This is a genomic window from Streptomyces smyrnaeus (assembly GCF_017676345.1).
GTDB classification, from domain to species: Bacteria; Actinomycetota; Actinomycetes; order Streptomycetales; family Streptomycetaceae; genus Streptomyces; species Streptomyces smyrnaeus.
Map to the genome: position 1 here is coordinate 1 of NZ_JAFFZM010000043.1, position 24,655 is coordinate 24,655.

Annotated in this window: 23 protein-coding genes; 13 read left to right on the forward strand and 10 right to left on the reverse strand. The window is 70.5% G+C overall.

The genetic code is table 11. The features are described from left to right. Positions 1 to 203 precede the first annotated feature (203 nt). From JW613_RS34885 to JW613_RS34915, 7 genes are all read left to right on the forward strand, one after another. Positions 204 to 1,160 (forward strand): hypothetical protein, encoded by a 957-nt coding sequence (locus JW613_RS34885; protein ID WP_209215213.1) that lies wholly within the window; start codon positions 204 to 206, stop codon positions 1,158 to 1,160. Between the two features lie 97 nt (positions 1,161 to 1,257). Continuing rightward, the gene (locus JW613_RS34890) at positions 1,258 to 2,028 is read left to right on the forward strand and encodes a helix-turn-helix domain-containing protein (RefSeq protein ID WP_209215214.1); all 771 of its coding nucleotides are present in this window, start codon (positions 1,258 to 1,260) and stop codon (positions 2,026 to 2,028) included. Positions 2,029 to 2,283: 255 nt separating this feature from the next. Next, a complete protein-coding gene (locus tag JW613_RS34895; protein ID WP_209215215.1) occupies positions 2,284 to 3,348 on the forward strand; it encodes an iron-siderophore ABC transporter substrate-binding protein in 1,065 nt (354 codons plus the stop codon). Between the two features lie 372 nt (positions 3,349 to 3,720). Continuing rightward, positions 3,721 to 4,791 carry a FecCD family ABC transporter permease gene (locus tag JW613_RS34900; RefSeq protein WP_372448047.1) on the forward strand — a complete coding sequence of 357 codons (1,071 nt, stop codon included), beginning with the start codon at positions 3,721 to 3,723 and terminating at the stop codon, positions 4,789 to 4,791. Further along, the gene (locus JW613_RS34905; protein WP_209215216.1) at positions 4,788 to 5,840 is read left to right on the forward strand and encodes a FecCD family ABC transporter permease; all 1,053 of its coding nucleotides are present in this window, start codon (positions 4,788 to 4,790) and stop codon (positions 5,838 to 5,840) included. Before JW613_RS34900 ends, JW613_RS34905 begins: the two co-directional genes overlap by 4 nt. Next, the gene (locus JW613_RS34910) at positions 5,837 to 6,691 is read left to right on the forward strand and encodes an ABC transporter ATP-binding protein (RefSeq protein ID WP_209215217.1); all 855 of its coding nucleotides are present in this window, start codon (positions 5,837 to 5,839) and stop codon (positions 6,689 to 6,691) included. Before JW613_RS34905 ends, JW613_RS34910 begins: the two co-directional genes overlap by 4 nt. Then, the gene (locus tag JW613_RS34915; protein ID WP_209215218.1) at positions 6,691 to 7,251 is read left to right on the forward strand and encodes an MSMEG_1061 family FMN-dependent PPOX-type flavoprotein; all 561 of its coding nucleotides are present in this window, start codon (positions 6,691 to 6,693) and stop codon (positions 7,249 to 7,251) included. The genes JW613_RS34910 and JW613_RS34915 overlap by 1 nt, the downstream gene beginning before the upstream one ends. A gap of 40 nt (positions 7,252 to 7,291) precedes the next feature. On the opposite strand, the gene JW613_RS34920 is transcribed toward JW613_RS34915, so the two are convergent. The 4 genes from JW613_RS34920 to JW613_RS34935 are packed head-to-tail and all read right to left on the reverse strand — an operon-like array spanning position 7,292 to position 14,158. Further along, positions 7,292 to 9,709 (reverse strand): WD40 repeat domain-containing protein, encoded by a 2,418-nt coding sequence (locus JW613_RS34920; protein ID WP_209215219.1) that lies wholly within the window; start codon positions 9,707 to 9,709, stop codon positions 7,292 to 7,294. A gap of 44 nt (positions 9,710 to 9,753) precedes the next feature. Further along, positions 9,754 to 11,712, reverse strand: a complete 1,959-nt coding sequence (locus JW613_RS34925; protein WP_209215220.1) for an ATP-binding protein — start codon at positions 11,710 to 11,712, stop codon at positions 9,754 to 9,756. After that, positions 11,709 to 13,091, reverse strand: a complete 1,383-nt coding sequence (locus tag JW613_RS34930) for an esterase/lipase family protein (protein ID WP_209215221.1) — start codon at positions 13,089 to 13,091, stop codon at positions 11,709 to 11,711. The genes JW613_RS34925 and JW613_RS34930 overlap by 4 nt, the downstream gene beginning before the upstream one ends. Positions 13,092 to 13,123: 32 nt before the next feature. Then, entirely contained in the window at positions 13,124 to 14,158 is a 1,035-nt protein-coding gene (locus tag JW613_RS34935; RefSeq protein ID WP_307866161.1) for a LysR family transcriptional regulator, read from the reverse strand. 114 nt (positions 14,159 to 14,272) lie between these two features. Between JW613_RS34935 and JW613_RS34940 the strand changes: the two genes are divergently transcribed. Continuing rightward, entirely contained in the window at positions 14,273 to 14,800 is a 528-nt protein-coding gene (locus JW613_RS34940; RefSeq protein WP_209215222.1) for a sugar O-acetyltransferase, read from the forward strand. A 322-nt stretch (positions 14,801 to 15,122) separates the two neighbouring features. On the opposite strand, the gene JW613_RS34945 is transcribed toward JW613_RS34940, so the two are convergent. The 4 genes from JW613_RS34945 to JW613_RS34960 form a co-directional block, all read right to left on the reverse strand. After that, positions 15,123 to 15,428, reverse strand: a complete 306-nt coding sequence (locus JW613_RS34945) for a hypothetical protein (RefSeq protein WP_209215223.1) — start codon at positions 15,426 to 15,428, stop codon at positions 15,123 to 15,125. 93 nt (positions 15,429 to 15,521) lie between these two features. Then, positions 15,522 to 17,180, reverse strand: a complete 1,659-nt coding sequence (locus JW613_RS34950) for a catalase (protein WP_209215224.1) — start codon at positions 17,178 to 17,180, stop codon at positions 15,522 to 15,524. A gap of 164 nt (positions 17,181 to 17,344) precedes the next feature. After that, a complete protein-coding gene (locus JW613_RS34955; RefSeq protein ID WP_209215225.1) occupies positions 17,345 to 18,022 on the reverse strand; it encodes a response regulator in 678 nt (225 codons plus the stop codon). Further along, on the reverse strand, positions 18,019 to 18,981 hold the full coding sequence (locus JW613_RS34960) for a HAMP domain-containing sensor histidine kinase (RefSeq protein WP_209215234.1): 963 nt from the start codon (positions 18,979 to 18,981) through the stop codon (positions 18,019 to 18,021). The genes JW613_RS34955 and JW613_RS34960 overlap by 4 nt, the downstream gene beginning before the upstream one ends. Positions 18,982 to 19,345: 364 nt before the next feature. On the opposite strand from JW613_RS34960, the gene JW613_RS34965 reads away from it, so the two are divergent. From JW613_RS34965 to JW613_RS34980, 4 genes are all read left to right on the forward strand, one after another. Further along, positions 19,346 to 19,675 (forward strand): TraR/DksA family transcriptional regulator, encoded by a 330-nt coding sequence (locus JW613_RS34965; protein ID WP_209215226.1) that lies wholly within the window; start codon positions 19,346 to 19,348, stop codon positions 19,673 to 19,675. Between the two features lie 46 nt (positions 19,676 to 19,721). Then, a complete protein-coding gene (locus tag JW613_RS34970; protein WP_209215227.1) occupies positions 19,722 to 20,096 on the forward strand; it encodes a TraR/DksA family transcriptional regulator in 375 nt (124 codons plus the stop codon). Further along, a complete protein-coding gene (locus JW613_RS34975; protein ID WP_209215228.1) occupies positions 20,093 to 20,941 on the forward strand; it encodes a rod shape-determining protein in 849 nt (282 codons plus the stop codon). Before JW613_RS34970 ends, JW613_RS34975 begins: the two co-directional genes overlap by 4 nt. A gap of 252 nt (positions 20,942 to 21,193) precedes the next feature. Next, complete coding sequence (locus JW613_RS34980; RefSeq protein ID WP_209215229.1) at positions 21,194 to 21,835, forward strand: Rv1733c family protein; 642 nt, start codon at positions 21,194 to 21,196, stop codon at positions 21,833 to 21,835. Between the two features lie 134 nt (positions 21,836 to 21,969). Here the strand turns inward: JW613_RS34980 and JW613_RS34985 are convergent, their stop codons facing one another. Both JW613_RS34985 and JW613_RS34990 read right to left on the reverse strand, forming a co-directional pair. Next, entirely contained in the window at positions 21,970 to 22,194 is a 225-nt protein-coding gene (locus JW613_RS34985; RefSeq protein ID WP_209215230.1) for a hypothetical protein, read from the reverse strand. A 397-nt stretch (positions 22,195 to 22,591) separates the two neighbouring features. Next, on the reverse strand, positions 22,592 to 23,935 hold the full coding sequence (locus JW613_RS34990; protein WP_209215231.1) for an erythromycin esterase family protein: 1,344 nt from the start codon (positions 23,933 to 23,935) through the stop codon (positions 22,592 to 22,594). 133 nt (positions 23,936 to 24,068) lie between these two features. Between JW613_RS34990 and JW613_RS34995 the strand changes: the two genes are divergently transcribed. Beyond that, positions 24,069 to 24,655: TetR/AcrR family transcriptional regulator (locus JW613_RS34995; protein WP_209215232.1), on the forward strand; the 587-nt coding region annotated here is incomplete at its 3' end.

The window sequence follows — 24,655 nt, forward strand, 5'->3', positions numbered from 1 at the left end:
ACGCCCCCGCTCTCCGCCCGGCGACGACTTGGCGACCGGCCCGGACCGAGCCCGATGTCCTCGATGCCCCCGAACACCACCACGGCCCCCCGGCTCTGCCCTGATCGGCTTGCGTGGAACTCGCCGACCTCGAGCGTGGCACCCCCGCTGCGGCGGCCCTGCTGGACAGGTGCATGATGAAGCAGTCATGAAAGGGGGCGGGGATGGCGCACTGGACGGTGGACAAGCAGGTGGCGACTCCTGCAGGGCCGGAGCGTGTGGGCGGCGCAGGCTGGACGGCCGCGTGGCTGACAGGAGCCGTGACGCTGTCGGCGGAGGGCGCGCTCGCGCTGGTCGTCTACTTCCTGGCGGGCTTGCGGCATGAGCACTATTTCGCCACCGGCTTCTCGGCCTACGTCGGGTATCTCATCGCGGCCGTGCTCGCCGTGGTCATGCTCGGCCTGGCGGGGTCGATCGGCTCGGCGGCGGCCGTCCTGCCGGTCGTGCAGTTGTCGCGTTGGTCGGCCCGCAGGACTGGGCGGGCGGAGACGATCCGCTGGTACCTGGCTGCTTGCGGGGCGTTCGCCACGGTGGTCGCCGTGTGCACCGGGGTGCCGACAGCGCTTCTCGGCGGTAGTTGGACCGTACTCCCCCTGGTTCTTGTCGCGGCTTTCCTCGGCCTGGTTCCCGCGGTCCTGTGCACTCGGGCGGTGACCGTCCTGCGCGGCACCGGCGCCCGGTTCGGACTGGCTGGGGTGGTGTCCGTCTGCGGACTGACACTGTCGGCGGTGGTACTCGTCGGCGGCCTGGCGGCCTACGGGACCGGCCTGATCCAGCGATACGAGCCGCCACGGCTCACCGCCGCGCAGCTCGTCGGTACGTGGACCGACGATCAGGGCGGCACCCTCACCCTCCGGGCTGATGGCAGCGCGGTGGCCAACGACCTGGACGTCAATACCGCAGAAGCGGCGGACGGCGGGCACACACCCGAGCAGTGCAGTGGCTCCGGCTCGTGGGCGCGGGAAGCATCGCCGTCCGGAACCCCGCAGCTCGACCTCAGTGTCAGCGGCTGCTTGGAGGGCATCGGCTGGCAGTTCGGCGGCACCGAGAAACAGCCCACCCTCTACTACTGGATCGGCGACCCGGATTCGCTCGACCGGTACACATTGCACCGCAGATAGGACAGAGAGGGAGAGGCGGAGGAGCCGAGGGAGCCGAGGGGGATAATCGTTCCGTCATCACGGAGGTCATGGGCGGCACACGGGGAGGGCAGGCGCGATGAGGGAGGTCCGTACCCTGCCGGTCGTCGCCGCGGGCGCGGTGGAGCTGCCGTCCGGCATCCTCGGGTACGACGAGGCCGTCGCGTGCGACACCACTTGGGGTGAACACTCCCACGCGTTCCATGAGTTGCTCTGGAACGAGCGCGGAGCGTCCACGGCCGTCGTCGGGTCGCGCGTCTGGACGATCACGCCGTCCCTGGGGTTGTGGATGCCCGCCGGGACGCTGCACTCCGGTTCGGCGGTGGCCGGGACCTGGTTCCGGGCCGGCTTCTTCGGGTTCCACACGACGCCTTCGATCTCGGACGTACCGGTGACCGTCGAGATCACCCCGCTGCTGCGGCTGCTGCTCGAACGGCTCGGTGAGCCGGGGCTGCCCGCCGACTCCCGCGCGACCACCGAGGCGATGATCCTCGACGCGCTCGAACCGTCGCCCCGCGAACTGCTCGTGCAGGCGCCCACGTCGGCGTTCCTGCGCCCGGTCGCGGATGCGCTCCGGCAGAACCCCGGCGATCAGCGCACGCTGGCGGACTGGGCCGCGGAGCTGGGCGTGAGCACCCGTACGGTGACCCGCGCCTTCAACGCGGAGACCGGCACCAGCTTCGTGCGCTGGGTCGCGTCGGTCCGCGCCCAGCACGCCGTGGCGCTCCTCACACGCGGCTGGGACGTGGAGGCCGTCGCGGAGCAGGTCGGTTACCGCTCTGCGAGCGCGTTCGGCGCGGCGTTCCGCCGGACGACGGGTCTCACGCCGGGCGCGTTCCGGGCCCGTTGACGGCCGCGTTTCCGGCCACCCGCACCCCTCCTTGAAGCCCCGCCCGCCCCCGTACACCGGGCTCGGTGTCCCGATCGCTATATCCGTTGTCTCATAAGGCTGATTGCGACACCCACATCACTCTCCTTACGATGACAAGGCAAGCCTTACCTAAGTGTTTGTGCAGTGTGGTGCGCACTCCACGACGGCATTCCCGGGACCCAGACGTGCGAGGACCGGCACCTCCCGCATCCGGACAAGTGGAGATTCGAGTTCATGCGTACACATCGCCTTCGCCCGCCTCGCCTGCGGGTGTTCGCCGCGGCTGCCGCTCTTCTGACGCTCGCGGCGTGCGGCAGCACGTCCGCCGACGAGAAGGACAAGGACAGCGGTAAGGGATCGGGAAGTTCTTCGGGGGGCTTCCCGATCACCATCGAGCATGCGCTCGGCAAGACGACCGTCGCGGAGAAGCCGAAGCGCGTCGCCACGGTGAACTGGGCCAACCAGGAGGTCCCGCTCGCGCTGGGCGTCGTCCCCGTCGGCATGGCCGCGGCCGACTTCGGCGACGACGACGGCGACGGCGTCCTGCCCTGGGTCGAGAAGCGGCTCGAGCAGCTCCACGCCAAGACACCGAAGCTCTTCGACGAGACCGACGGCATCGACTTCGAGGCGGTCGCCGACACCAAGCCCGACGTCATCCTCGCCGCCTACTCCGGGCTGACCAAGAAGGACTACGACACCCTGAGCGAGATAGCCCCCGTCGTGGCCTATCCGGACGCCCCCTGGTCGACCCCGTGGCGCGACGTGATCCGCATGAACAGCAAGGCGATCGGCCTGGAGGACAAGGGCGACAAGCTGGTCGACAAGCTCGACGGCGAGATCGAGCGGACGGTCGCCAAGTACCCGCAGCTCAAGGGCAAGTCGGCGATGTTCATGACCCACGTCGACCCCGGTGACGTCAGCAAGGTCGGCTACTACACGGCGCACGACACCCGCGTCCAGTTCCTCAACGACCTCGGGCTGAAGACCCCGGGCAGCATCGCGAAGGCCTCCAAGGGCACCAAGAAGTTCGCGCTGACGCAGAGCGCCGAGAAGATCGACGCCTTCGACGACGTGGACATCGTCACCGGCTACGGCGACAAGGACGGCAAGCTGCTCAAGACGCTCCGCAAGGACCCGCTGCTGTCCAAGATGCCCGCCATCGAGCGCGACTCGGCCTACCTGCTCCCCGGCAACACGTCCCCCCTCGCCACCGCCGCCAACCCCACGCCGCTCTCCATCTCGTGGGTCCTCGACGACTACGTCAAGGCCCTCGCGAAGGCCGCGGACAAGGTCGATTGACCCTCCCCTCCCTGGGGGCGAGGGTGTCCTCCTCGCCCCCAGGGCCGACGTGGGGATTCCTGACCCACGCTGCCGGACCAGGCAGCGCCTGGGCCGGGTCCTTGTCCCCGGAAGGACGAGAACCCGCGGGTGGCTCGGACCCACTCGCCCATCAGGGCCGTGCGGGCCGTGGACGACATACGCAGCCGGTAGGACACCGGACATGCTCGGCACCCTCCGGCCCCGTCGTGATCGCCATGCCCACCAATCCATCCGGAAGGACCCACAGTTGACGGCGTCCACTGCCCTGCTCCGTAAGCGCCCGATTCTTCCCCGGCGTGCCGGCCAGGGAGTCTTCGGAGGAGTCCGGTGAACCGGACCGGTACCCGCCACGTGCCGAACACCACCGTTCCGCCGAGCACCACCGTTCCGCCGGACGCCGTCGCGCCGTCGCGGCCCCCGGTGCTGGAGCGTGCGCGCGCCCGGTTGTTGTGGCTGGGCGTCGCCGTCGTGGTGCTCGCCGTCTTGGCGCCGGCCTCGCTCGCCTACGGCTCGCGTGACATCCCCTGGTCCGACGTCTGGTCGGCGCTCGGCGGGGCCGACGCGACGCTCGGGGAGGCGGCGGCGAGCAAGCGGATCCCCCGTACGGTCCTCGCCGTGCTCATCGGCGCGGCGCTCGGGCTGGCGGGGGCCGTGATGCAGGGCGTCACGCGCAATCCGCTGGCCGACCCGGGCGTCCTCGGCGTCAACATGGGGGCCTCGCTCGCCGTCGTCGTCGCGGTCGCGTACTTCGGGCTCGCCTCCCCCACCGGCTACATCTGGACGGCGATGACGGGCGCCGCCCTCACCGCCGGGTTCGTCTACGCGGTCGGCAGCCTCGGCCGCGGCGGGGCCACCCCGCTGAAGCTGGCGCTCGCGGGGGCGGCGATCTCCGCCGCGTTCGCCTCGCTCGTCACGGCCGTCGTGCTCCCCCGCAACGACATCGCGGGCGGCTTCCGGCTCTGGCAGGTCGGCGGCGTGGGCGGTGCCTCGTTCGAACGTACGGGACAGGTGGCGCCGTTCCTGGCGGCGGGCTTCGTGCTCTGCCTGCTGTCGGCCCGGGGTTTGAACTCGCTCGCCCTCGGCGACGAGGTCGCCGCCGGGATCGGCGAACGCGTCGCCGTCGTACGGGGCGTGGCCGCGCTGGGCGCGGTGGTGCTGTGCGGCGCGGCGACCGCCGTGGCCGGGCCGATCGGCTTCGTCGGCCTGGTCGTCCCGCACACCTGCCGGCTGCTGATCGGCGTGGACCACCGGTGGCTGCTGCCGTTCGCCGCGCTGCTGGGCGCCGCGCTGCTCACGGCCGCCGACGTGATCGGCCGGGTGGTCGCCCGCCCGGCGGAGATCGACGTGGGCATCGTCACGGCGCTGCTCGGCGCCCCCTTCTTCATCTGGATCGTCCGCAAGCAGAAAGTACGTGCCCTGTGAGTGCCGAGATCCTCGCTCCCCCGCCGTCCGTCGGTGACGTGGCGCGCGGCCGGGTGCGCCGCGCGCTGCGGCGGCGTACGGTCGCGGCGGTGCTGGCCCTGCTCGTGGCCGGCACGTTCCTCGCGTATCTGATGGTCGGCGACACCTGCTACCCGGTCGACGACGTGCTCCGCGTGGTCGTCGGCGAGCAGGTGCCGGGGGCCTCGTTCACCGTCGGACGGCTGCGGCTGCCGCGCGCGGTGCTCGCCGTCGCGGCGGGCTTCAGCTTCGGCCTGGCGGGGGCGACGTTCCAGACGATGCTGCGCAATCCGCTCGCCAGCCCCGACGTCATCGGCATCAGCTCGGGCGCGAGCGCGGCGGCCGCCCTGGCGATCGTCACGCTGTCGCTGGACGAGACGCAGGTGTCCGTCCTCGCGGTCGTCGCGGCGCTCGCCGTGGCGCTGCTCGTGTACGTCCTCGCGTTCAAGGACGGGGTGGTCGGCACCCGGCTCATCCTGATCGGGATCGGGATCTCCGCGATGCTCGACAGCGTCATCTCCTACGTCCTCTCGCAGGCCGCCGAGTGGGACCTCCAGGAGGCATCGCGCTGGCTGACCGGGAGCCTCAACAACGCCGCGTGGCGCGAGACGGTGCCCGTCCTCGTCGCCCTTGCCGTGCTCGGCCCCGTGCTGCTGAGCCGGGTGCGCCACCTGTCCGCGATGCAGCTCGGCGACGACACGGCCGCCGCGCTCGGCGTCCGCACGGAACGCACCCGCGTCACCGTGATCGTCGCGGCCGTCGGGCTGATCGCCTTCGCCACGGCGGCGGCCGGGCCCATCGCGTTCGTGGCGTTCCTCTCCGGGCCGATCGCGGCGCGGCTCGTCGGGCCCGGCGGCCCGGTGCTGATGCCCGCGGGGCTCGTCGGCGCCCTGCTCGTCCTCGTCGCCGACTTCACCGGCCAGAACGCCTTCGGCACCCGGCTTCCCGTCGGTGTCGTCACCGGCGTGCTGGGCGCCCCCTATCTCATCCATCTGATCGTCCGCAGCAACCGGACGGGAGGGTCCCTGTGACCACGCACCACACGCTCTCCGCCGAGAGGCTCGGCCTCGGATACGGCGACCGCACCGTCATCGAGGCGCTCGACCTCGACATCCCGCCCGGCCGGGTCACCGCGATCGTCGGCGCCAACGCCTGCGGCAAGTCGACGCTGCTGCGCTCGATGTCCCGCCTCCTGGCCCCCCGTACGGGCCGCGTCGTCCTGGACGGCAAGGAGGTGCATCGGATGCCTGCACGTCAACTGGCCCGTACGCTGGGGTTGTTGCCGCAGTCGCCAGTGGCGCCCGAGGGGATCGTCGTCGGCGACCTCGTCGGCCGGGGCCGCCATCCGCACCAGGGGATGTTCTCGCGCTGGAGCGCGGAGGACGACGCGGCCGTGGCCGCCGCGCTGGAGGCGACGGCCACCACAGCGCTCGCCGACCGCAGCGTGGACGAGCTGTCCGGGGGCCAGCGCCAGCGGGTCTGGATCGCGATGGCCCTGGCCCAGCACACGGACATCCTCCTGCTGGACGAGCCGACCACGTTCCTGGACGCCAGCCACCAGGTCGAGGTCCTCGACCTCCTGACCGACCTCAACCAGGCGCGGGGCACAACCGTCGTCATGGTCCTGCACGACCTCAACCTCGCGGCGCGGTACGCGGACCACATCCTGGCGCTGGCGGACGGCAGGCTGCACGCCGCCGGTCCCCCGGCCGAGGTGCTGACCGAGGAGACCGTCCGTACGGCCTTCGGCCTCGACAGCCGCATCATCGAGGACCCCGTGTCGGGCCGGCCGCTGATGCTGCCGATCGGACGCCACCACGTCAGGCCGCTCCAGGACGCGTCTGCGGACCGCCCGGTGGCCGCGCGGGAAGCAGGCCGCTGATGGCCGCGCCCGTGTCCGCGTCTGCCGCCACGTCCGGGGCCATGTCCGGGGCCGCCCCCGCCGGCGGCCTCACCGAGCTGCGCTCACGCACCGAACTGCGCGAACTCCTCGGCGAACCGCACCCCGTCGTGATCGACAAAGTGCACGACCGGCTCACCGGCGAGGACACGGACATACTCGCCCGCTCCCCGTTCTGTCTCCTCGCCACCTCAGGCGCGGGCGGCAGTTGCGACGTCTCCCCCCGTGGAGACGCCCCCGGCTTCACCCATGTCGTGGACGCGGGCGCGCTGGCCCTGCCCGACCGGCCCGGCAACCGACGCGGCGACAGCCTGCACAACGTCCTCGACAACCCGCATGCCGGGCTGCTCTACCTCGTTCCCGGCAGCCGCGACGTCCTGCGGATCAACGGCAGGGCCCGCATCCTCACCGACGCGCCCTTCTTCGACGCCATGTCCGACACGGGCCGGCGCCCGGCACTCGCCCTGCTCGTCGAGATCGACGAGATATACCGCCACTGCGCCCAGTCCCTGCACCGCTCCCGGCTGTGGGACCCGGCGTGACGAAAGAGCTCCGGCTTTCGCGGGCACTGCAACGCTCTTCTCAGCTCTCCAAAGCGATCAGTCCGTCCCGCGACCCGATGACGAGCAAGTTGTCCGTGGCCAGGAGCGCATTGATCGGAGCCCCGACAGGGAGCGCGTGCACAAGCTCACCCGTCTCCGGCTCCCAGAGGCGAAGCGCACCATCGTGGCCGCCGGTCGCCACAACCGGCCGGCCTTCGCGCGTGAGGCATCCGGCAAGGGCGAGCCGATGTCTGCCGGGCAACAGCGGATGGTCAGGGTGTGAAGTGGGGGGCTGGAAACCCACGGCCAATGTCGCGCGCACCCGACCGCCCCCGGGGGCGTCCTCGGAGAACGGATCCACCAGATGTGTGACCTCTTCTTCTGTCACGGCCAGCAGCGGGTGAGCGTCGGGCCAGGTCACCGGGATGATGGTGGTGCGGTTGTCGAGTTTGCGGTTCCATTCGGCGATCCGGGCGCCGGTCGTGGGGTCCCAGAGCTTGATGCCTTCCTGGGAGCTGGTGAACAGCATCGTCCGGCCGCCCGGGAGACTGATCGTTCCGGCATCCAGCGGGTTGAGGCCCATGCTGATCCGCAGGCTGCCCAGGTCTCGTCCCGAAGCCGGATCCCACAGCGAGAGACTCGGGCCGTTCCTCACGACCACTGCGGTGCGCCCGTCGCGCCATGGCACCGTGGCCACGGCCGTCGGATAGTCGATCAGGTGCAGCCGTCGGAGCGGATTCCGACTCCGCTTGGTGCGTACGCCCCGGTGGGATTCGGGGTCCCACAACCGGATGGGGCACTTCCCGTCTCCCAGTGCGAGCAGGGTACGGCCGTCCGGGATCGGCACGGTGACTGGTCGACCGGCAGAGACCTCAAGCGGCTGAGCCATGGGCAGCCCGCTGGAGGCCTCCCACAGGTGGAGGGTGTTGTCCGCGTTGACGGATGCGAGGAGCGGCCTGCTCTGCCGGATGGCGCCCGGCCGGACGGGCATCGAGACCAACTGGTGCACAGGACCGGCCAGCGGATCGTCGATGTGGCCGACTGATTCGGGATCCCAGAGCTGGACGGTGCCGTCCTCGCCGCCGCCCGCCACGAAGGCGCGCCCGTCGGCGATGTGGAGGCTGGTGAGTGCGCGCACGCCGCTGTTGTGCGCGGACATGGGCGCCCCGACAGGCGTACCGGTCAGGGGGTCCCAGGCCCGCACGGTGCGGTCGCCACCGACCGTGACCAGTGCGGTGCGATCGTGCCTGAGGCGCACGGTGGAGGCCCCCACCACGTCGGCGCCGTTGCCGTGCAGCCATTCCCCGACCTGTGTCGGCCCCTCCGGGTCGAAGAGCCGCACCACACCGCCGCCACCCGCGGTGGCCAGAGCCTGGCGCCCGTCGCGCAGCGGCACCGTGGTCAGGGCCGTGAGGGTGCCGCTGTACCCGGTGTGGAGTTTCCACACCAGCTCGCCGGTGGTGATGTCCCACGCCCAGAGTCGGCCGTACATGAAATCGGTGGAACCGTCGATCGAATCCAGGACCCGGGACGTGCCTCCGGCGACGAGCAGCGCCCGCCCGTCGGGCAGGGTCACCGGCGCCAGGACCCCGTCGAGACTCTGCGAACCTTCGCTGATCGCCTGGGCCACCGTGAGCGACTCGGGCCCGACGAGTTCCGGACCAACAGGTTCACCGGTGAACGGGTCCCACAACCGGACATTGTGGGTGTCGCAGACCGCGATGAGCGAACGGCCGTCAGGCAGCCTCACCGCCTTCCAGGCAGGGGCGAGCAATGCGTGTCCCTCGCAGGCGGCGCCGGTGTCGAGTACGGACGAGCCGACCGTCGACCGGGCGACCGGGTCCCACAGGTGGACGGTCCGGTCGACCCCGACGGCCAGCAGAATCTCTCCGCCGGGCCGCGCAACGGTCTCCAGGGTGTGGACCGGGCGGTCGTACGCCAGTTCCCCGACGGGAGACATGTCGGCGTCCAGCACCGATTCCGAGTCCCACAGCCGCACCCTTCCGTCGTGCGTCCCGACGGCGAGAAGCTGCCGCCCGTCCGGTAGTGAGAACGCCCGCAGCGCTTCCACCGGGCTCGCACGGTCGGTGAGGACCGCCGGGAGAAGGTCACGGCGCAGCCTGGTCCACCGCACGGTCCAAGTGGCATCGGCACGCCGGGTTCCGTCCGCCGGCACAGCGCCGACGAAGCGTGCCATGGTCAGGGCACGGACGGTCTCCCGGTCCTTCGGGGCCACCGATGCGAGCAGGTCGCGGGCCACGAGCGTGGCGGTGACGGGGCCCGGGAGGCGGGTGCGTCCGTAACCGAGGCGCAGCGCCTCCGCAGCGACGGCACGGGGTTCCAGGTGATCGAGTACCTGCGGGGCGTCGGCGAGTTCCTGCCAGGCACCGGCTTCGGCGATGTGTGCGGCGAGGTGGTGTGCGATGTACGGGTTCGGGGTCTCTGTCGCGACGGCCATGAGACCTTGGGCGATCCTGCGGTGGCGCTCCGAGAGAGGTCGTGTCATCTCGCCTGCTCTTGCCGCGGGTTGAGGAAGTGTTCCTGGAACGTACGGTGTGCGAGCCGGTAGACGCTCTGCTGGTGCTCGGAGTCGAGCATGACGTACGGGGCGGCGGCCTCCAGGAGTTGGTCGATGTCGAGGTCGGTGACCGGAACGCCGTCGGAGAGTGCGCCGGCGGTGATGGCCCAGATCCGGTCGGCCCTGGGCAGACCACGTCCGCGGGCGAGGGCGAGTGCCTCCAGCAACGGTTCGGCGGCCGCGGAGCGGCGGGCGAGGCGGTCGACCGCCGCGGCGAACAGCGCTCGGTGATCACGCCGGAGCAGCCCGATGAGCGCGTCGCCGCCTTCGGGCGTCAGCAGCTGGGGATTGGCGACGATCTCGTGGACGGCGAGCCGGGCGTACAGGAAATGCCGGTCGTACGCCTGGATCTGGCGGGCGGCAGCGTCGATGGCCGCCGGGTCGGCGGTGGGCAGGGCGTGGGTGAGCCTCAGTCGCACGTACTCTCCGAGCGCGTCGGGGTCGCGCGGCACGACGATGACGTGTGCCGCTCCCAACGCGTCGACGAGATTGCGGTCGTCGGTCTCCGGCTGGTCGGGGCCTTCCTTCGTCGAGGCGCGGGTGCCGACCACCACGCGGGCATGTGGCAGCTTGGCAACCCGGCTCAGGAGTGATCCGGCGATGTCGAGGGGCTCTTGGGCCTCGTCGAGTGCGTCGACCAGCAGCGTGAACGGCTTCGCCCTCTTGCCCAGCCGGTCCAAGAGCCACTCGATGTCCTGCGCCGTGGAGCCGGTCGCGGGCCGCTCTCCCAGCTCCGCAGCCTGTGCGAGCCGGCCGACGAGTTCGCTCATCGACGCGCCGGTCAGATGGATCACGGCGTCGAAGACACGGTCCGGCGGGCGCTCGCCGTCCGGCAGTTCGCGCACGTGGCCGCTCCGGACGAGCAGTTCGCGAAGGTCCGGGTGGGCGTGGACGAGTACGTTGCCGAGCAGCGCGGACTTTCCGGCGCCGGCGCGCCCGGTGACGACGAGCATGCCGGTCGACTCGGCGCGCAGCCAGCGGGCGATTTCGGCACGCTCCCGGTCACGGCCGACGAAGTACCAGGCCAGTTCGCCCTGCTCGGCACCTTGTGCCTTGGGGATGAAGTGGCTGCGTTCGTCGGGGGTGAGGCCGGCGAGGAAGGCCTGGAGTTCGGCGTAGACGTCCAGGGGCGTCGTGATGCCGTACGGCAGGAGACGCGGCCGCGACAGCGGGGGTGCCAGGTGGAGGTCGAAGGCGTCGGCGTGGATGCTGCCGACCTGCATCCTGTCGTGCAGGCGCAGCATCAGGTCGGCAAGGCGGATCGTCTCGTCGTTGTCGGTGTACGAGGCGAGCGCCCCGGAGAGCGCGTCGGCGAACTCTCCCAGGTGGCCGGCCCCGTAACCCCCGACACCGACGATCGCCAGGCGCCGCGGCTTGTCCCCGCTGAGCAGACGTACGGCGACCAGATCGGCGAACCGCTCCGCCCCGCACGCCTCGATGACCACGACCGTCCAGGCGTATGGATCGGCGATCCGGCGCGACCATTCGGCGTCGATGAAGGCGGCGAGAGACTCCGGCAGCAGCCCGCGTGTGCGCATCGAAGCTGGTGTCTCGTGTACGGCGAGCCAGGCGCCGTCGGGTGCTGCCTCGCCGTGCCCGGCCCAGTACAGGACCGAACTCCTCGGCGTGGGCGGTCCGGCCCACTGCTCCAGTCGTTCCTCCACCGCTGACCGGTTGCGTGCGGTGTCCGGCAGCAGCCACGGGTCGGCCCGGCCGCCCAGTTCGGCGAGCAGTTCCGCGACGCGGGCGGCGGATTCGTCGGCGTCCAGGGGCGCGTGGTGGCGGTAGCGGCCGATCGGGAGGCAGACGACCGGGAAGCCGGTGGAGTCCCGGCCGTCGCCGTTCGAGGACGTCACGTCGTACACCGTGGTGTTCTCGGTCATGTGTCCGCTGGATCCTCCCCTCGAACGGCCAGGACGAGCTGAGTGACCGGCGAGAACCCTCCCACCTTGGTCGCGAGCCGGTACAAGCCTTCAGTGGGCACGACGATCTGCGCAGTCAGTGTGTCGTCACGCTGCACAAGCCGGGGGCGGCGTAGCACTTGAGTCGTGTGCGCGCTGGTCACCTGCAGGGATACGGCCGCAGGATCGGTCTGCAGATCGACGGCGACATCGAAGGGCTTCCCGGCCGCGACCACGTCGGGCGCCTCGAGCGCGACGGCGGCGGCGCCGAGGGGCGGCCCGAGCCGACGCTCCGTCAGGATCGCGCGTACATGTGCGAGTGTCTCGGCGGTCCCGGATATCGCGCCGTGGGTCTGCGGAAGGTGGACCGGCTCCGCGCCATCGAGCCGGGCCGAGTCCCGGTAGACGGTGCCGTCGCCGCGACGGTCGACACGGTTCAGCGTGCCGTCGTCGCCGTCCTCGCACACGTGGTCACGGCCCTCGGCGATACCGTCGCGGAAGGTGAGGGACTGCGCCGTGCGCTGCTCGACGCCGATGAGGGGTCTTGTGTGCGGGCCGTCCGTCACCGCGAGGAGCCGTTCGCGCCCGGCGAGGGCGGACGTGGCGAGTTCGCCGTCCGCGCCGACACTGACGATGTCGCCCGCGGTCAGCCGTCGCGCGGACGCACCCTCGTCCACACAGCGGTAGCTGGGCAGCAGGTCGTACAGACCGGGCAGCGTCGTCGCCAGGGCACGCAGCCGTCGGCGCGGCAACGAAAGGGGAGCTCCGCGCCCGGTGCTCAGGATCTGAACCGCCTTGACAGACCCGTGGAAGGGCGTACCGAGCGTGATCATGGTACGCACCTCCGCTCCCCCGCCGAGAACATGTGTGAAGTACCGCGCGACGAGTCCCCCCATGGAGTGCGCGACCAGCACCAACCGCGCCCGTCGGCTGCCGCTGGGGTGCGCACGCCAGGCGTTCAAGTGCTTCTCGGCCGCGACCGCGAGCCGCTTCGCATTGAGTTCGACCGGCAGCCGCCAGTCGTAGGGGAACTCCGCCACGGCATCCGCGTGCGCCATCACCCGCCGAATGCCGGCGATCAGCGGCGTATAGGGCTCGAAGCCGCGCAGCACGGGCGCGAAGGCGGGAAATCGCAGGAGGCGCGTCGCCACGATGCGTCCCGTCCGCCCGTGCCGCTCCTCGTCGGTGACACGCAGGTCGGCCAGCGATGTCCCCGTCGTCCACGCGCGGGCGTACCACCGCGCGTCTCCCAGCCCCCACAGAACACGGCCGGACTCGGCCTCCACCAACTCGCTGCCCATGATGCCGGGCAGGACCATCACCGCGTCCCGACTGGCTTCGGACGTTCCGGTCAGCCCCATGCGTCCTCCCCCGTGGAGTTGGTCAACACACATTAGCGAGAGTCCACTTGGCAGTTTGCCTGCGTCGGGTGGGCGCCGGGCCGCTTCGCCGTCTTCGGCCAGCCTGCCCAGGGCCTGTCTGCTGATTCGGTCGTCCGATCAGCGGTCACCCAGTCCGGCGCCCACACGTCGTGCGGGGATTGCGGGCCCGTGGTGCGCAGATGGTCGCGGAGCGCGGTCAGCACAGGGTGCTGGTCCCCGCTGCGGAACAGCAGCACGTGCGGGTAGACCGGGGTCGGCTCGTGCAGCGGGATGCGCCGTAGATCGTGGGTCCGGGGCCACAGGTACCGGTCCCCGCTGCCGACGAGGGTGGCCAGCGAGGCCGAGTCGGCCAGCGCGTCCATCAGTGCCTCGTCGCCGAAGTTGGGGCCGAGCGCGTCGATGCTCAGGCCGAAGGCCTTGGACAGCGACTGGTAGAACGCCGCCCATTCCGTGCCCGGCCTGATCCCGGGTATCCAGATGCGGTGGCCGACCAGGTCCGCAGGACTGACCCAGGGCGCGTCGGCCAGCGGGTGGCCGGGGCCGACCAGGAGCTCCAGGGGCGCGTCCAGGAGTCGTTCGGCGCTGATCCCGGCCGGGACCTGGTCCGCCGGCAGGGCACGGAAGGACGCGTCGACGGTCCCTTCGAGCACCGCCTGGGCGGCCTGTGCGGCGTTTTCCATGCTCAGTGTGACCGCGTCCAGATCCGTCTCGGGGTGGGAGCGGTAGAACCGGTAGACGGCCTGGGCAGGAGCGATGCGCCGATTGAGGACATCGACGCGCAAGGGCCGACTGCCGGGGCGCACAGCCTGCTCGGCCTGCTCGATGGCCGCCAGGACCTTCCTGGCATGCGGGAGGAAGACCTGCCCGTCCAGGCTCGGCCGGGAGCCTCGGGAGGTCCGGACCAGGAGCCTGACCTCGATGTGCCTCTCCAGGGCCGCGATCCGCTTGGAGACCGCCTGCTGGCTGATCCCCAGCTCGTCGGCCGCAGCCTGGAACTGGCCGGTCTCGGCGACGGTCACGAACGTCCGCAGCGCTTCCACATCCACACTGCCACCCTACTTGCACAACCATTGGTGGTGGATGGTGTGATGCCTGGTTGTTTGATCGGGTGTTCTGCGCGGTGGTGGGATCAGCTCATGTCTACCCGCACAGAGCAGGTCATGTATGTCCGTACGCCTGAGTTCGCGCGTCATGCGGAGCGGATCGTGGAGGTGACCGATGCGACGTCTCGGCTGAACGGACTTCCGTTCAGTGACAGCGAAGGTCGCGCGGAACTACTTTCAGTTGTGTTCGGTGGCCCGCTGCCGGAGTCGGTGATGATCTACCCGCCGTTCTTCACCGAGTACGGGCTGAACACGACATTCGGGGAGAACGTCTTCGTCAACCAGGGATGCACCTTCATGGACAAGGGAGGCATCCGCATCGGCAACGGCGTCATGATCGCCCCGAAGGTCAGCCTCATCACCGGAGGCCATCCCCTGCCCCTGGCCGAGCGCCGCGAGTACCTCTCCTTCGCCCCGATCACCATCGAAGACGACGTCTGGATCGGGGCGGCTGCCGTGATCACGCAAGGAGTGACCATCGGTGCCGGTGCGGTGGTCGCTGCAGGCGCGGTGGTCACTCGTGATGTCCCTGCCGGCACCGTGGTCGCAGGAGTGCCCGCCCGGGTGATCAAGACGATCGACTGAGTCCGGCCGGACTGCCGACCCGGGTGCGCAGCACCGCTGTGGGTTGACCTGATGCCTCGTCACGCCCGGCTGCCTCGCCAGGGTGGGGGGCAGGCAGAGGTCGGACGCGTTCCCACCGCCGATCTATTGGGAGAGAGCAGCCGGTGGCCGGCGATGGGCCAGGAGTTCCGGTGCGTTCCGGTGCTCGGACCGCTCAGTCGTTGGGCGGGCTCGCGCTTATGTCGCCGAGGGCCGAGGAAGGATCTTCCTCGACAGCCAGGACACACCCCGCCTGCGGCGTGCGGGGCGCCGCGCGCGTGCGTACGGGCGCGCGGAGCCCGGGTCACGGCCGGGGGTTGGTGCGGTGCCAGCGGGGCCGTGCGTCGGTGCCGCGGCGGCCTGCGGCGGAGGCGCAGCGGGGACACACCCGCTGTACGCGGTCCGCCGCTCCCCCGGATTCGGGGAAGATGTCGGGCCACCCGATGTGGGGGAACCGCCGCAGCTCGGAGCGGCTGAGCGAGAGACCGCATACGGTCTGGTTCAGACCCTGCTCCCAGGCATGCACCTCCCCCGCGGGCAGGCGGCGGCCGTCCTCCTCGTCCACCCACTGCCCGGATGCCGCGACCGCGTACCGCTTCGGTGCCGCCATCTGTGATCGCTCCTCCTCTCATGCGTCTTTCTTGCGCCTTCCGGTCGGCAGCGGCCGGCGGCACGCCGACCGCAGCGCCCGCGGCGGAGCCGGTCAGCGGGTGACGGTGTGCCGCTCGTCGGGGACGCAGTGGGTCATGGTGAGACCGGTGACGTCCCTCGGGGGATTGCTGCCGAGGTTCGCCAACCGCTCGCGGTCCTCCTCGGTCAGGCTCTGGCCGGCCAGCGGTTCGAGGTGGGCGACGTCCTGCGGGCTGATGCCCAGCCCTTCCCCGACCCGCAGGCCGAGCTCGTTCTCGACCAGGAGGAAGTGCCACACCATGCGCTCTTGAACCGTGCGGTCGGCCTGGGAGATCAGGGTGACGAAGTTCTTCACGAGGTCGTCGCGCTCCCAGTCCTCCATGAGGCGGTACCGCTGGCCCGCCTGCAGGTAGTCGTTGGTGCGCGGGATGCGTTTGCGGGTGACCCGGCCCCGGATCTCCGGTCCCTCGTCGTCGGAGGTCGGGTACTGGGCCTCGTGCAGCCCGCCCATGATCGACGGCTCGTAATTGATCTCCGGGTCGCCCGCGTGCGGGTCCTGCTCGTACGTCATGAGGCCGTCGCGCTGATTGGTGTGCACGGTGGCGTTCTTGGCGCAGTTGACCGGCAGCTGGAGATAGTTCGGGCCGACGCGGTAGCGCTGGGTGTCGCTGTAGGAGAAGGTCCGGCCGACGAGCATCTTGTCGTCGGAGAAGTCGAGACCGTCGACGAGCACACCGGTACCGAAGGCGATCTGCTCGTTCTCGGCGAAGTAGTTCTCGACCGTACGGTTCAGGACCAGTCGGCCGACCGGCTTGGGCGGGAAGTCCTGCTCGGGCCAGGTCTTCGTGTCGTCCAGCGGATCGAAGTCCAGTTCGGGATGGTCGTGGTCGTCCATCATCTGGACGAGCAGTTCCCACTCGGGGTGATCGCCGCGCCGGATCGCCTCGTACAGGTCCTTCGTCGCGTGACCGAGCTCCTCGGCCTGGATCGCGGCCGCGTCCTCCTCGGTCATGCTGCGGACGCCCTGCCGGGGCATCCAGTGGTATTTGACCAGGACGGTCCTGCCCTGGTCGTTCACCCATTTGTAGGTGTTGACGCCGAAGCCCTGCATGTGCCGGTAGTCGGCGGGGATACCGCGCGGACTGAAGAGGTTGACGAGCATGTGCATCGATTCCGGCGTCTGCGACATGAAGTCGAAGATCCGGGCCGGCTTCTGCTCGTGCGAGACCGGGTCGGGCTTGAGGGCGTGGATGACGTCGGGGAACTTGATCGCGTCCCGGATGAAGAACACCGCGAGATTGTTGCCGACCAGGTCCCAGTTGCCTTCCTCGGTGTAGAACTTCACTGCGAAGCCGCGGGGGTCACGGGCCGCCTCCGACGAGTCGCGGCCGCCGATCACGGTGGAGAACCGTACGGCCACGTCGGTGCGTTTGCCGCGCTCCTGGAACAGCTTCGCCCGGGAGTAGCGGGCGATGGGCTCGTCGCCCCACCGTCCGTAGCTCTCGAAGTATCCGTAGGCGGTGACGCCGCGGGCGTGCACGACCCGCTCGGGAATGCGCTCCCGGTCGAAGTGGCTGATCTTCTCGAGGAACTGGTAGTTCTCCAGCGTGGCCGGTCCGCGCGCGCCGACCGTCCGCTGGTTCTGGTTGTCGTAGACCTTGTGGCCCTGCCGGTTGGTGAGTACGGGGCGCTGATCGCCGGGTTCGGGGCCCTGGCTCGCTACGTCTGTCACTGTTCTCGGTTTCCTTCGCCACTCGAAGGCGCTCGGTCCGCGCCGGGGTAGGACTCGGAATGAACACGAGTACCCGTTCGGGCGGCAGTGGCGCGGATACTCACCTCTTCAGTGCAATCTCACGCACTGCAGACGACGACGCCGATCAAAGAGATGGGGCGGCGTCAGGGTTCGACGAGGCCGGCGCGAATGGCGTACCGGGTCAGTTCCAGCCTGTCGCGCAGGCCGAGCTTGTGCAGCAGGTTGGCCCGGTGGCGGTGCACGGTCTTGACGCTGATGACCAGGATCTCGGCGATCTCCTTGGAGGAGTGTCCCTCAGCGACCAGTTTGAGGACCTCCTCCTCGCGGGGGGTGAGGAAGTGATCGGGGTTCTCCTCGCCGTCCCGGACCCGGTCCAGGTAGCTGCGGATCAGTGCGGTGACCGCGCCGGGGTAGAGGAACGGCTCGTCACGCATCGCGGCCCGGCACGCGGCGACCAGATCGCGGTCCGCGACGGACTTCAGCACATAGCCGCAGGCACCTGCTTTCAGCGCCTGGAACAGGTACTGCTCGTTGTCGTGCATGGTCAGCATCAAAATGCGCAGGCCGGGCTTGAGCGCTGACAACTCACGAGTGGCCTGCAGGCCGGTCAGCCGCGGCATGGCGATGTCCAGGACAGCGAGGTCGACCTCCTGGCTCCGGGCCGCTTCGATGGCCTCCGCTCCGTCACCGGCCTCGGCGACCACCTCCAGGTCCGGCTCCCGGTCGAGGATCAGGCGCACACCGCGGCGTACGAGAGCGTGATCGTCGGCGAGCAGGATACGGGCCGGCGACGAGGCCGTGATCGGCTCAGGCATGGTCATGCTGTTTCCCCAGGGGCTGGCGTGGCGAGGCGGATGCGGGTACCCGTGCCGGGTGTCGAGGTGATGTCAAGGGTGGCCCCGGCGAGCAGAGCCCGCTCGCGCATGCCACGGATCCCGGCTCCTTCACGGGCTGCTTCGATGCCGCGGCCATCGTCGGCGATTTCCAGCAGCACCGTCTCGCCGGTGTGGCGCAGGCTCACTTCGACCCGCCCGGCTTCCGCGTGCCGAGCCGCGTTCGTCAGGCTCTCTTGAGCCACCCGGTACAGCACGAGCTCGATTTCCCGGTCCAGTACGGGCAGGTCGGTCTCGAGGCGGCGCACGACGCGCAGCCCGGTGTGGGTGGCGAAGTCCTGTGTGAGTGAGACCAGTGCGCTGGCCAGGCCGAGATCGTCCAGGACCCCGGGGCGCAGACGCCGCACCAGGCGGCGGACTTCGTCCAGGCTTTCCCTGGTGATCTCCTGGGCCTGCTGCAGCTCTTCGAGCAGCGGCTGCGGGGCGTCGTCCGCCGCGCGCTTGAGTACGAGCAGGGTCGCGGTCATGGTCTGCCCGACCTCGTCATGCAGCTCCTGCGCGATGCGGCGCCGCTCCGCCTCCTGGGCGAGCAGCACCTGCGCGCTCGATGTGGCTCGTTCCTGCTCCAGCCGGTCGAGCATGGCGTTGAACGTGCGGATCAGCTCGGCCACCTCTTCTCCGCCTCTGGCGCCGGGCACCGGCAGCCGTTGTCCGGGGCGCAGCAGGTCGACGGTGGTCATCAGCTTGGTCAGCCGATCCAACGGGGCCAGGCCCCAGCGCAGCAGGGCGCCGTTCGCGACCAGCATGACGGCGAGGCCGCCCACCAGGATGAGCGCCTCGGTCAGCAACACGGGTACGGAGACGGTCACCGGCGCCCACAACAGCAGCGCCGTGGCGGTGCCCAGCACCAGGGCGTTGAGCCCGAAGATCCGCCAGAACAGCGACACCGGGGGTGCTCCCTTCTGCGGTCCGGCCGTCATCACCTGCGCTGCCGGACGTCGCACACCCGGAGCGGGAGCCGCCGCAGCCTTCGACAACGACCGATCCTGCCCTCTGCTCCACGCGCGGTCGATGGGGTCCGTTCCCCATGTGCGAGGTTACGAGGTACCCATCCTCCGCCCACGCCCGCCATGTGGTTACTGCGGTCCCCAGCAAATGGGTCCTGTGCCCGATGGGCTTCCGACGGGGCATCGAGCAGAGTCGACATCGAAGGTGATCGGCCGGCCGCTTCGGCCAGTGCTCGGGCCATGGTGGGCCGCGGACTGGCGGATCCGGGCGGCTGCCGCACGCGCTGTGAGAAAGGACTTCTTCGTGCCGCTCGATGCCTCCCCGGCCGACCCCCGCCCCGGGCGGCTGACCGCTCATGAGGCTCGCCAGCGCCTCGAGCATGCCCGAAGCAGCCGCATGGCCCAATTGCAGGCCCTCCACGAGAGCGGTCAGAGCACGGACGCGAACCTCAGATCCGTGCAGACCGAGGCGATCCAGCGGGTGCTGAAAGAGATCGACGAGGCATTCACGCGTATCGCCGACGGCTCCTACGGCACCTGTCTGGGCTGCCGCAAGCCCGTTCCCGCAGAACGTCTGGAGATCCTCCCGTACACCCGCTACTGCGTCGCCTGCCAGGGGCGCACCACCGCGTAACCGGCTTGTCCTGCAATCTTCGACCCCGCCTTGCCCAAGAGGTGAAGTGGTGAACCATCAGACCATCGGTGAGCGTGCCACGCAGCTGTCGCCCCAGGACCTGACCGCGCTCCTGGCGGATCTGCACGAGCAGCGACTGTTCCGCCGGAGCCAGCTGCAACAGCTACAGCTCGACGCGGTGCCCAGCGCCCGGGACCGGCGTCGGCACCGCCCCGAATCGCAACGTGCAGCGCGCGTGGCAGCGGCCGTCTCCGCGCGGATGATCCTCTCCGACGTGGAAGCGGCACTGCGGCGCATCTCCGAGGGCCGCTACGGCACCTGTCAGCTGTGTCGGCGTCCCGTCGACCGCGAGCGCCTGATGATCGTGCCGCAGGCCCGCTACTGCGCACGGTGCCAGCAGGTGCGGAGGGCCGGGCAGTGACCATCGTCCGCCGCTCCCGGTACACCACCACTTCCGGGCACCGGCAGTACCGCCCCTGGCCGCTGGGCCGGCAGCGAGGCGGCCTCGCCCTGGAGATGGGAAGCGCCCGCACCCGAGCCTGGGTCAGCGGGCGCGGAATGATCCTCGACGTGCCCACCGTCACCTTCCCCGGTACCGCTGCTGTCCACCCCGTCCAGCGCGGCGCCATCGTCGACGTGCCGGGGACCGCCAGGATGCTGGACCGGCTGCTCGGCCACCGCCTGCCCCGCCTCGTCCGCCCATTGGTGGTGATCACCACTCCCGTACTGGACGGCCCCGCCTACCGGGAACGGGCCCGCAAGGCCGTCGAAGTGCTCCGGCCGCGGGCGGTCCTGACCGTCCCCACCGCCCGCGCCGTCGCCCTGGCCGCGGGCGCCGACCGTACCCGGCCACTGCTCGTGGTGGACGTCGGCGCTCACCTCACCGAAGTCGTACTCCTCGCCGAAGGTGCGGTCTTCGACGCCCGCCGCACCGCCCTGGGCACCATCGACCTCCCAGACGCCGGCGATCCTTCGCAGATCACCGAGGCCGTCTCCACGATGATCGCCTCCATGCTCCGGCAGGACGGCACATCGCTCACCGCCGACGCCTTGAGCCAGGGCGCCCTCCTGGCAGGCGGAGGTGCCCTGCTCCCCGGCCTCACCCGCCAGCTCATCGGCAGCCTGCACGCACCCCTGCGAGCCGTCCCCGCACCACACACCGCGGCGATCCGCGGTGCCGCCGCACTGCTGCGAAGCGCGGAGGTCCATCCCCCGACCACGGGGCTTTCCCCGCCCACCTCCGGTCCCGGCCTCCCCTCCCCCTGACCGCTCCCGCCGCTACGGCGGGAGGTGCCGACCCCGTCTCCCGTGGTGACCCGTCGCGACGGCGCCGTACGTCGTAGGCCGCCCAGGCTCCGCCTCGGAGGCGCAGCCGTGCGGGAGGCGCAGCCGTGCGGGAGGCGCAGCCGCCCTGGGGGCCTGGCCGCGCCGATCCGGTCCCGGCGCATCGGCCCGGCCCACGTCCGGCCCCGGGACCACTCGCAGCCCCAGCCGCGTCATCGCATGAAGGAGGACGCCATGTCAGGCGAGATACCGCCCGCGCAGCCGCCACCAGTTCCCGATCCCCAACAGCAGCACGTGCACCCGGTGCCCTGGTGGCGCTGGCGACGCAACCCCCTGCGCAGGCGCACCGACCAGCTGCAGGCCTGGATCGCTCTCGGACTGCTCCTGGCCGTACCGCTGGTGGGCGCAGCAGCCATGATCGTCATCGGCGAAGCCGCCTACCGGCACTACCGGGCGACCTCCGAGCACCAGGCCAAGTCCCGTCACCACACCACTGCGGTTCTTCTGCACGACGCGCCACAGCACCTGGAACCCGGTTCCGACGAGGCTCGGGCAACCCGCTACCCGGCCGAAGTCCGCTACACCGACCCGACCGGAAGGATCCGCACGGGAAGGACGGACGTACCGCCCGGGCTTCCCGCGGACAGCACCGTCCGCGTGTGGGTCGGCGAGGAAGGAAAGATCACCGAGCCGCCCATGACCTCCCAGGAGATCCGCAGTCGCTCGATGGGCTGGTCGGCCCTCGCCCTCCTGTCCGTGGCCGTCACCGGTGTCACCGCCTACGGAGCCACCATCCTCATCCTGCGACGCCGCAACTTCGCCGCGTGGGACGCCCAATGGGCGCAGACCGCGCCCCGGTGGACCAGGTCGCCCTGAGCACAGCAACCCGCAGCAGGTGGTCAGTCAGCCCGTGCTCACTCGACCCGCGAAGAGACGACTCGGCAGACACGGCAGTGAGCTACGTTGCCCGTGCTCATACCGTCTCCTCGCCCATCCGTCGCTGTAGTCCCTCAGTTCGCGGGCGGTACGGACGGCTCGATCTTGAGCTTCTCGCTCGTCCGGCCGTCCTCGCCCTTTTCCTTGGAGCGGCTTTCCCCGGCCGTAGCTCCCGGCGCCGGAGCGACGGGAGGGCCGGACGGCTTGAGGCCGCCCCGTGTCTTGACCATGAGCGGTTTGCCGTCCGCGTTCTTGACGACCTTGCCGTCGGATCCGATGAGCGGCAACTCTTCGGGCATCTTGCTCTCGTCCACCGTGCGGGGGGCACGCTGTCGGGACGGGGCAGGGGCGGCTCGATCTCCCGCTCAGGCCCTCTACGGAGAGGCCAGGCGCCACATCTGGGGCCCACGCGCCCCGCGCGGCTGGTCGGCGCGCTATGCAAGACCGCCCTTCCCCATCGGCCGCAGGAAGCACTGGACACATCTGCATCCGCCGGTTCACCGGATCTGCGCCCTACGCCAAGGTCGGATCGACCACCCGCCCACGTCGGCGCCTGGAGACACTCCAGGCCGAGGCGCAGCGGGTGGACGGTACGGCACCAACGCCTGGCTGTCTGGTGCTCCGGCCTGTCCTTCGAGTTCGTGGCGATCTGTGCCGCCCGGCACCGGGCTCACCCGGCCTTGCGGCCCGGCCGGGTCAGCGCAGGTGGCCGGCTTCGATCCGGTGCAGGTGGATGAGGATGTCGTAGGAGCGGCCGAGTGCGATCTGCGGAGCGTCGGTCGACCAGTACAGGCCGAAGGAGCGGGTGGGGCGGGCCGTGTCGAGCCAGGTGCGGGCCGCTGCGGGGGCGGTGCGCAGGTCGATGCTGAAGTCGCGGTAGCGGACCTTGTCGAGTGTGCTCTCGTTGTGGCCTTCCGGCGCGGGGGCGACGGTGTAGGTCTCGGGCTGCTGCGCGGTGTGGTCCGGCAGCGCGTTGACGGTGCCTTCGTTGAAGGTCAGCCCGATGTTGACGTAGTCGTCGCCGAGCCGCCGGCGCAGAACCGCGCCGGCGGGCTCGGGGAACTCGGCCGGATTGTCGCTGGTGTAGGCGATGTGGCCATTGTTCGAGGCGAGCAGGATCCTGCCGCTTCGATGCCGCAGCCACCAGGTGGTGTTGGCGGCCATGGCCTGGTCGCGGTAGCGCATCCGCTCGGGGAACTGCTCGTCGGGGAAGGCGTAGCCGGTGAAGCTCTGGGCGAGGGCGGTGGCGTTCTGCACCGCCCAGGCGTACGCCTCCCGACCGTGCCGGCCGGAGCCGTGGGGGCGGCCCCGGTCGCGCAGCAGCGCGAGGGCCGAGGTGGCGGCGTCGGCGTCGGCCTTCCGCTCGGTCGCGCTCTTGGCGAAGAGTTGGTTGGCAATCCACGGACCGGCCTCGGTGCCGGCCTCCGGTCGCAGGGGTGCGTACAGGGGCTCGATGGCGTCGGTCAGCTCCGGGCGGTACGCGGCAAGGTAGTCGAAGACCTGGTCGAAGGCGGCCTTGCCCGGGAAGCCGAGATCGATTCCGACGAAGCGCAGCTGCGGCCGGCCGGAGTGGGCGACGTTGTAGCGGCGCATCCAGCGGATCAGGTCCAGATACTCCTCGGTGTTCCAAAAGACGTACTGGCCCTGGAACTCGTCCCGCATGATCTGCGCGGGGTCGCCGACACCGCGGGCGACATAGGCGTCCAGACGCAGGCCGGTGCTCCAACTCGCCTCCAGCGCGAAGGTCGTGAAGCCCTTGGTGGCCACGAGGTGGCGGAAGACGCGCTGCTTGAGGGTGAAGAACTCGTGGCCGCTGTGGCTGGCCTCGCCCAGGCCCACGACCCGGGCGCCACCGACCATGCGACCGAGGGCGCCCATGTCGCGCAGGGGGCGCGCTCCGCGGTTCAAGGCGTCCAACGGCCCGGCGGCCGGTGAGGTCCTCGCTGCGGCGGCGCCGGCACCGAAGGTCCCTGAGGCGAGGACGGCGGCGCTGGTCAGTCCGAGCAGGCAGCGTCGGCTGACGGGGCGGGTGTGGCTCATGGCATCTCCTTGGCTGGTGGCTGCGGCGTAACCGTAGACAGATTTGGGCGCTTGCACAAGACGTGTGTCTCAGGCTTTCGAATTATGCGGTCGCCTGAGGCGAACGATTGAGGCATCAGGTAGGGTCTCCGGCATGGGAAATCGCGAGGACCTACTGGCGGGCGCCAGACAGTGCCTGGAGGAGAAGGGCTGGGCCAGAACCACGGTGCGCGACATCACGACCGCCGCGGGCGGCGTCAGCATGGCCGCCATCGGCTACCACTTCGGCTCCCGCGAGGCGCTGTTGAACGCCGCTCTCATCGAGGCGATCGATGAATGGGGCAGCCGGATCGGCCGCACGCTGGCCTCCTTCGGAGAGTCCGGAAGCAGCCCGGCCGGGCGCTACGAGGCCATGTGGACCGCGATCATCAAGTCATTCCAGGACGACCGGACCCTGTGGCGGGCCACGATCGAGGCCCTCCTCCAGGCCGAACACTCGGATGATCTGCGCCGCCATCTGGCCGGTGGCCAGGCCCAGGGCCGTCGGGGGCTGGCCGCCCTGCTGCGCAGCACACCCGAGGACGAGATCGACGACGCCGCCGCCCGCACCCTCGGTGCCGCACAGATGGCTCTGTTCACAGGGCTGATGACGCAATGGCTCACCGACCCCGAGCAAGCTCCCGACGCGTCCGAGGTCGTCGCCGGCCTGCGGGCCCTCACCGGCATCGTCAACTCCGACGC

Bases quoted from the DNA above. Each gene is read 5' to 3' on its own strand.
- JW613_RS34920 (WP_209215219.1), bottom strand. From the start codon at position 9,709: ATGGCCGTCGCGACAGAGACCCCGAACCCGTACATCGCACACCACCTC.
- JW613_RS34940 (WP_209215222.1), top strand. From the start codon at position 14,273: ATGTATGTCCGTACGCCTGAGTTCGCGCGTCATGCGGAGCGGATCGTG.
- JW613_RS34955 (WP_209215225.1), bottom strand. From the start codon at position 18,022: ATGACCATGCCTGAGCCGATCACGGCCTCGTCGCCGGCCCGTATCCTG.
- JW613_RS34890 (WP_209215214.1), top strand. From the start codon at position 1,258: ATGAGGGAGGTCCGTACCCTGCCGGTCGTCGCCGCGGGCGCGGTGGAG.
- JW613_RS34915 (WP_209215218.1), top strand. From the start codon at position 6,691: ATGGCCGCGCCCGTGTCCGCGTCTGCCGCCACGTCCGGGGCCATGTCC.
- JW613_RS34925 (WP_209215220.1), bottom strand. From the start codon at position 11,712: ATGACCGAGAACACCACGGTGTACGACGTGACGTCCTCGAACGGCGAC.
- JW613_RS34895 (WP_209215215.1), top strand. From the start codon at position 2,284: ATGCGTACACATCGCCTTCGCCCGCCTCGCCTGCGGGTGTTCGCCGCG.
- JW613_RS34990 (WP_209215231.1), bottom strand. From the start codon at position 23,935: ATGAGCCACACCCGCCCCGTCAGCCGACGCTGCCTGCTCGGACTGACC.
- JW613_RS34930 (WP_209215221.1), bottom strand. From the start codon at position 13,091: ATGGGGCTGACCGGAACGTCCGAAGCCAGTCGGGACGCGGTGATGGTC.
- JW613_RS34985 (WP_209215230.1), bottom strand. From the start codon at position 22,194: ATGCCCGAAGAGTTGCCGCTCATCGGATCCGACGGCAAGGTCGTCAAG.
- JW613_RS34980 (WP_209215229.1), top strand. From the start codon at position 21,194: ATGTCAGGCGAGATACCGCCCGCGCAGCCGCCACCAGTTCCCGATCCC.
- JW613_RS34885 (WP_209215213.1), top strand. From the start codon at position 204: ATGGCGCACTGGACGGTGGACAAGCAGGTGGCGACTCCTGCAGGGCCG.
- JW613_RS34945 (WP_209215223.1), bottom strand. From the start codon at position 15,428: ATGGCGGCACCGAAGCGGTACGCGGTCGCGGCATCCGGGCAGTGGGTG.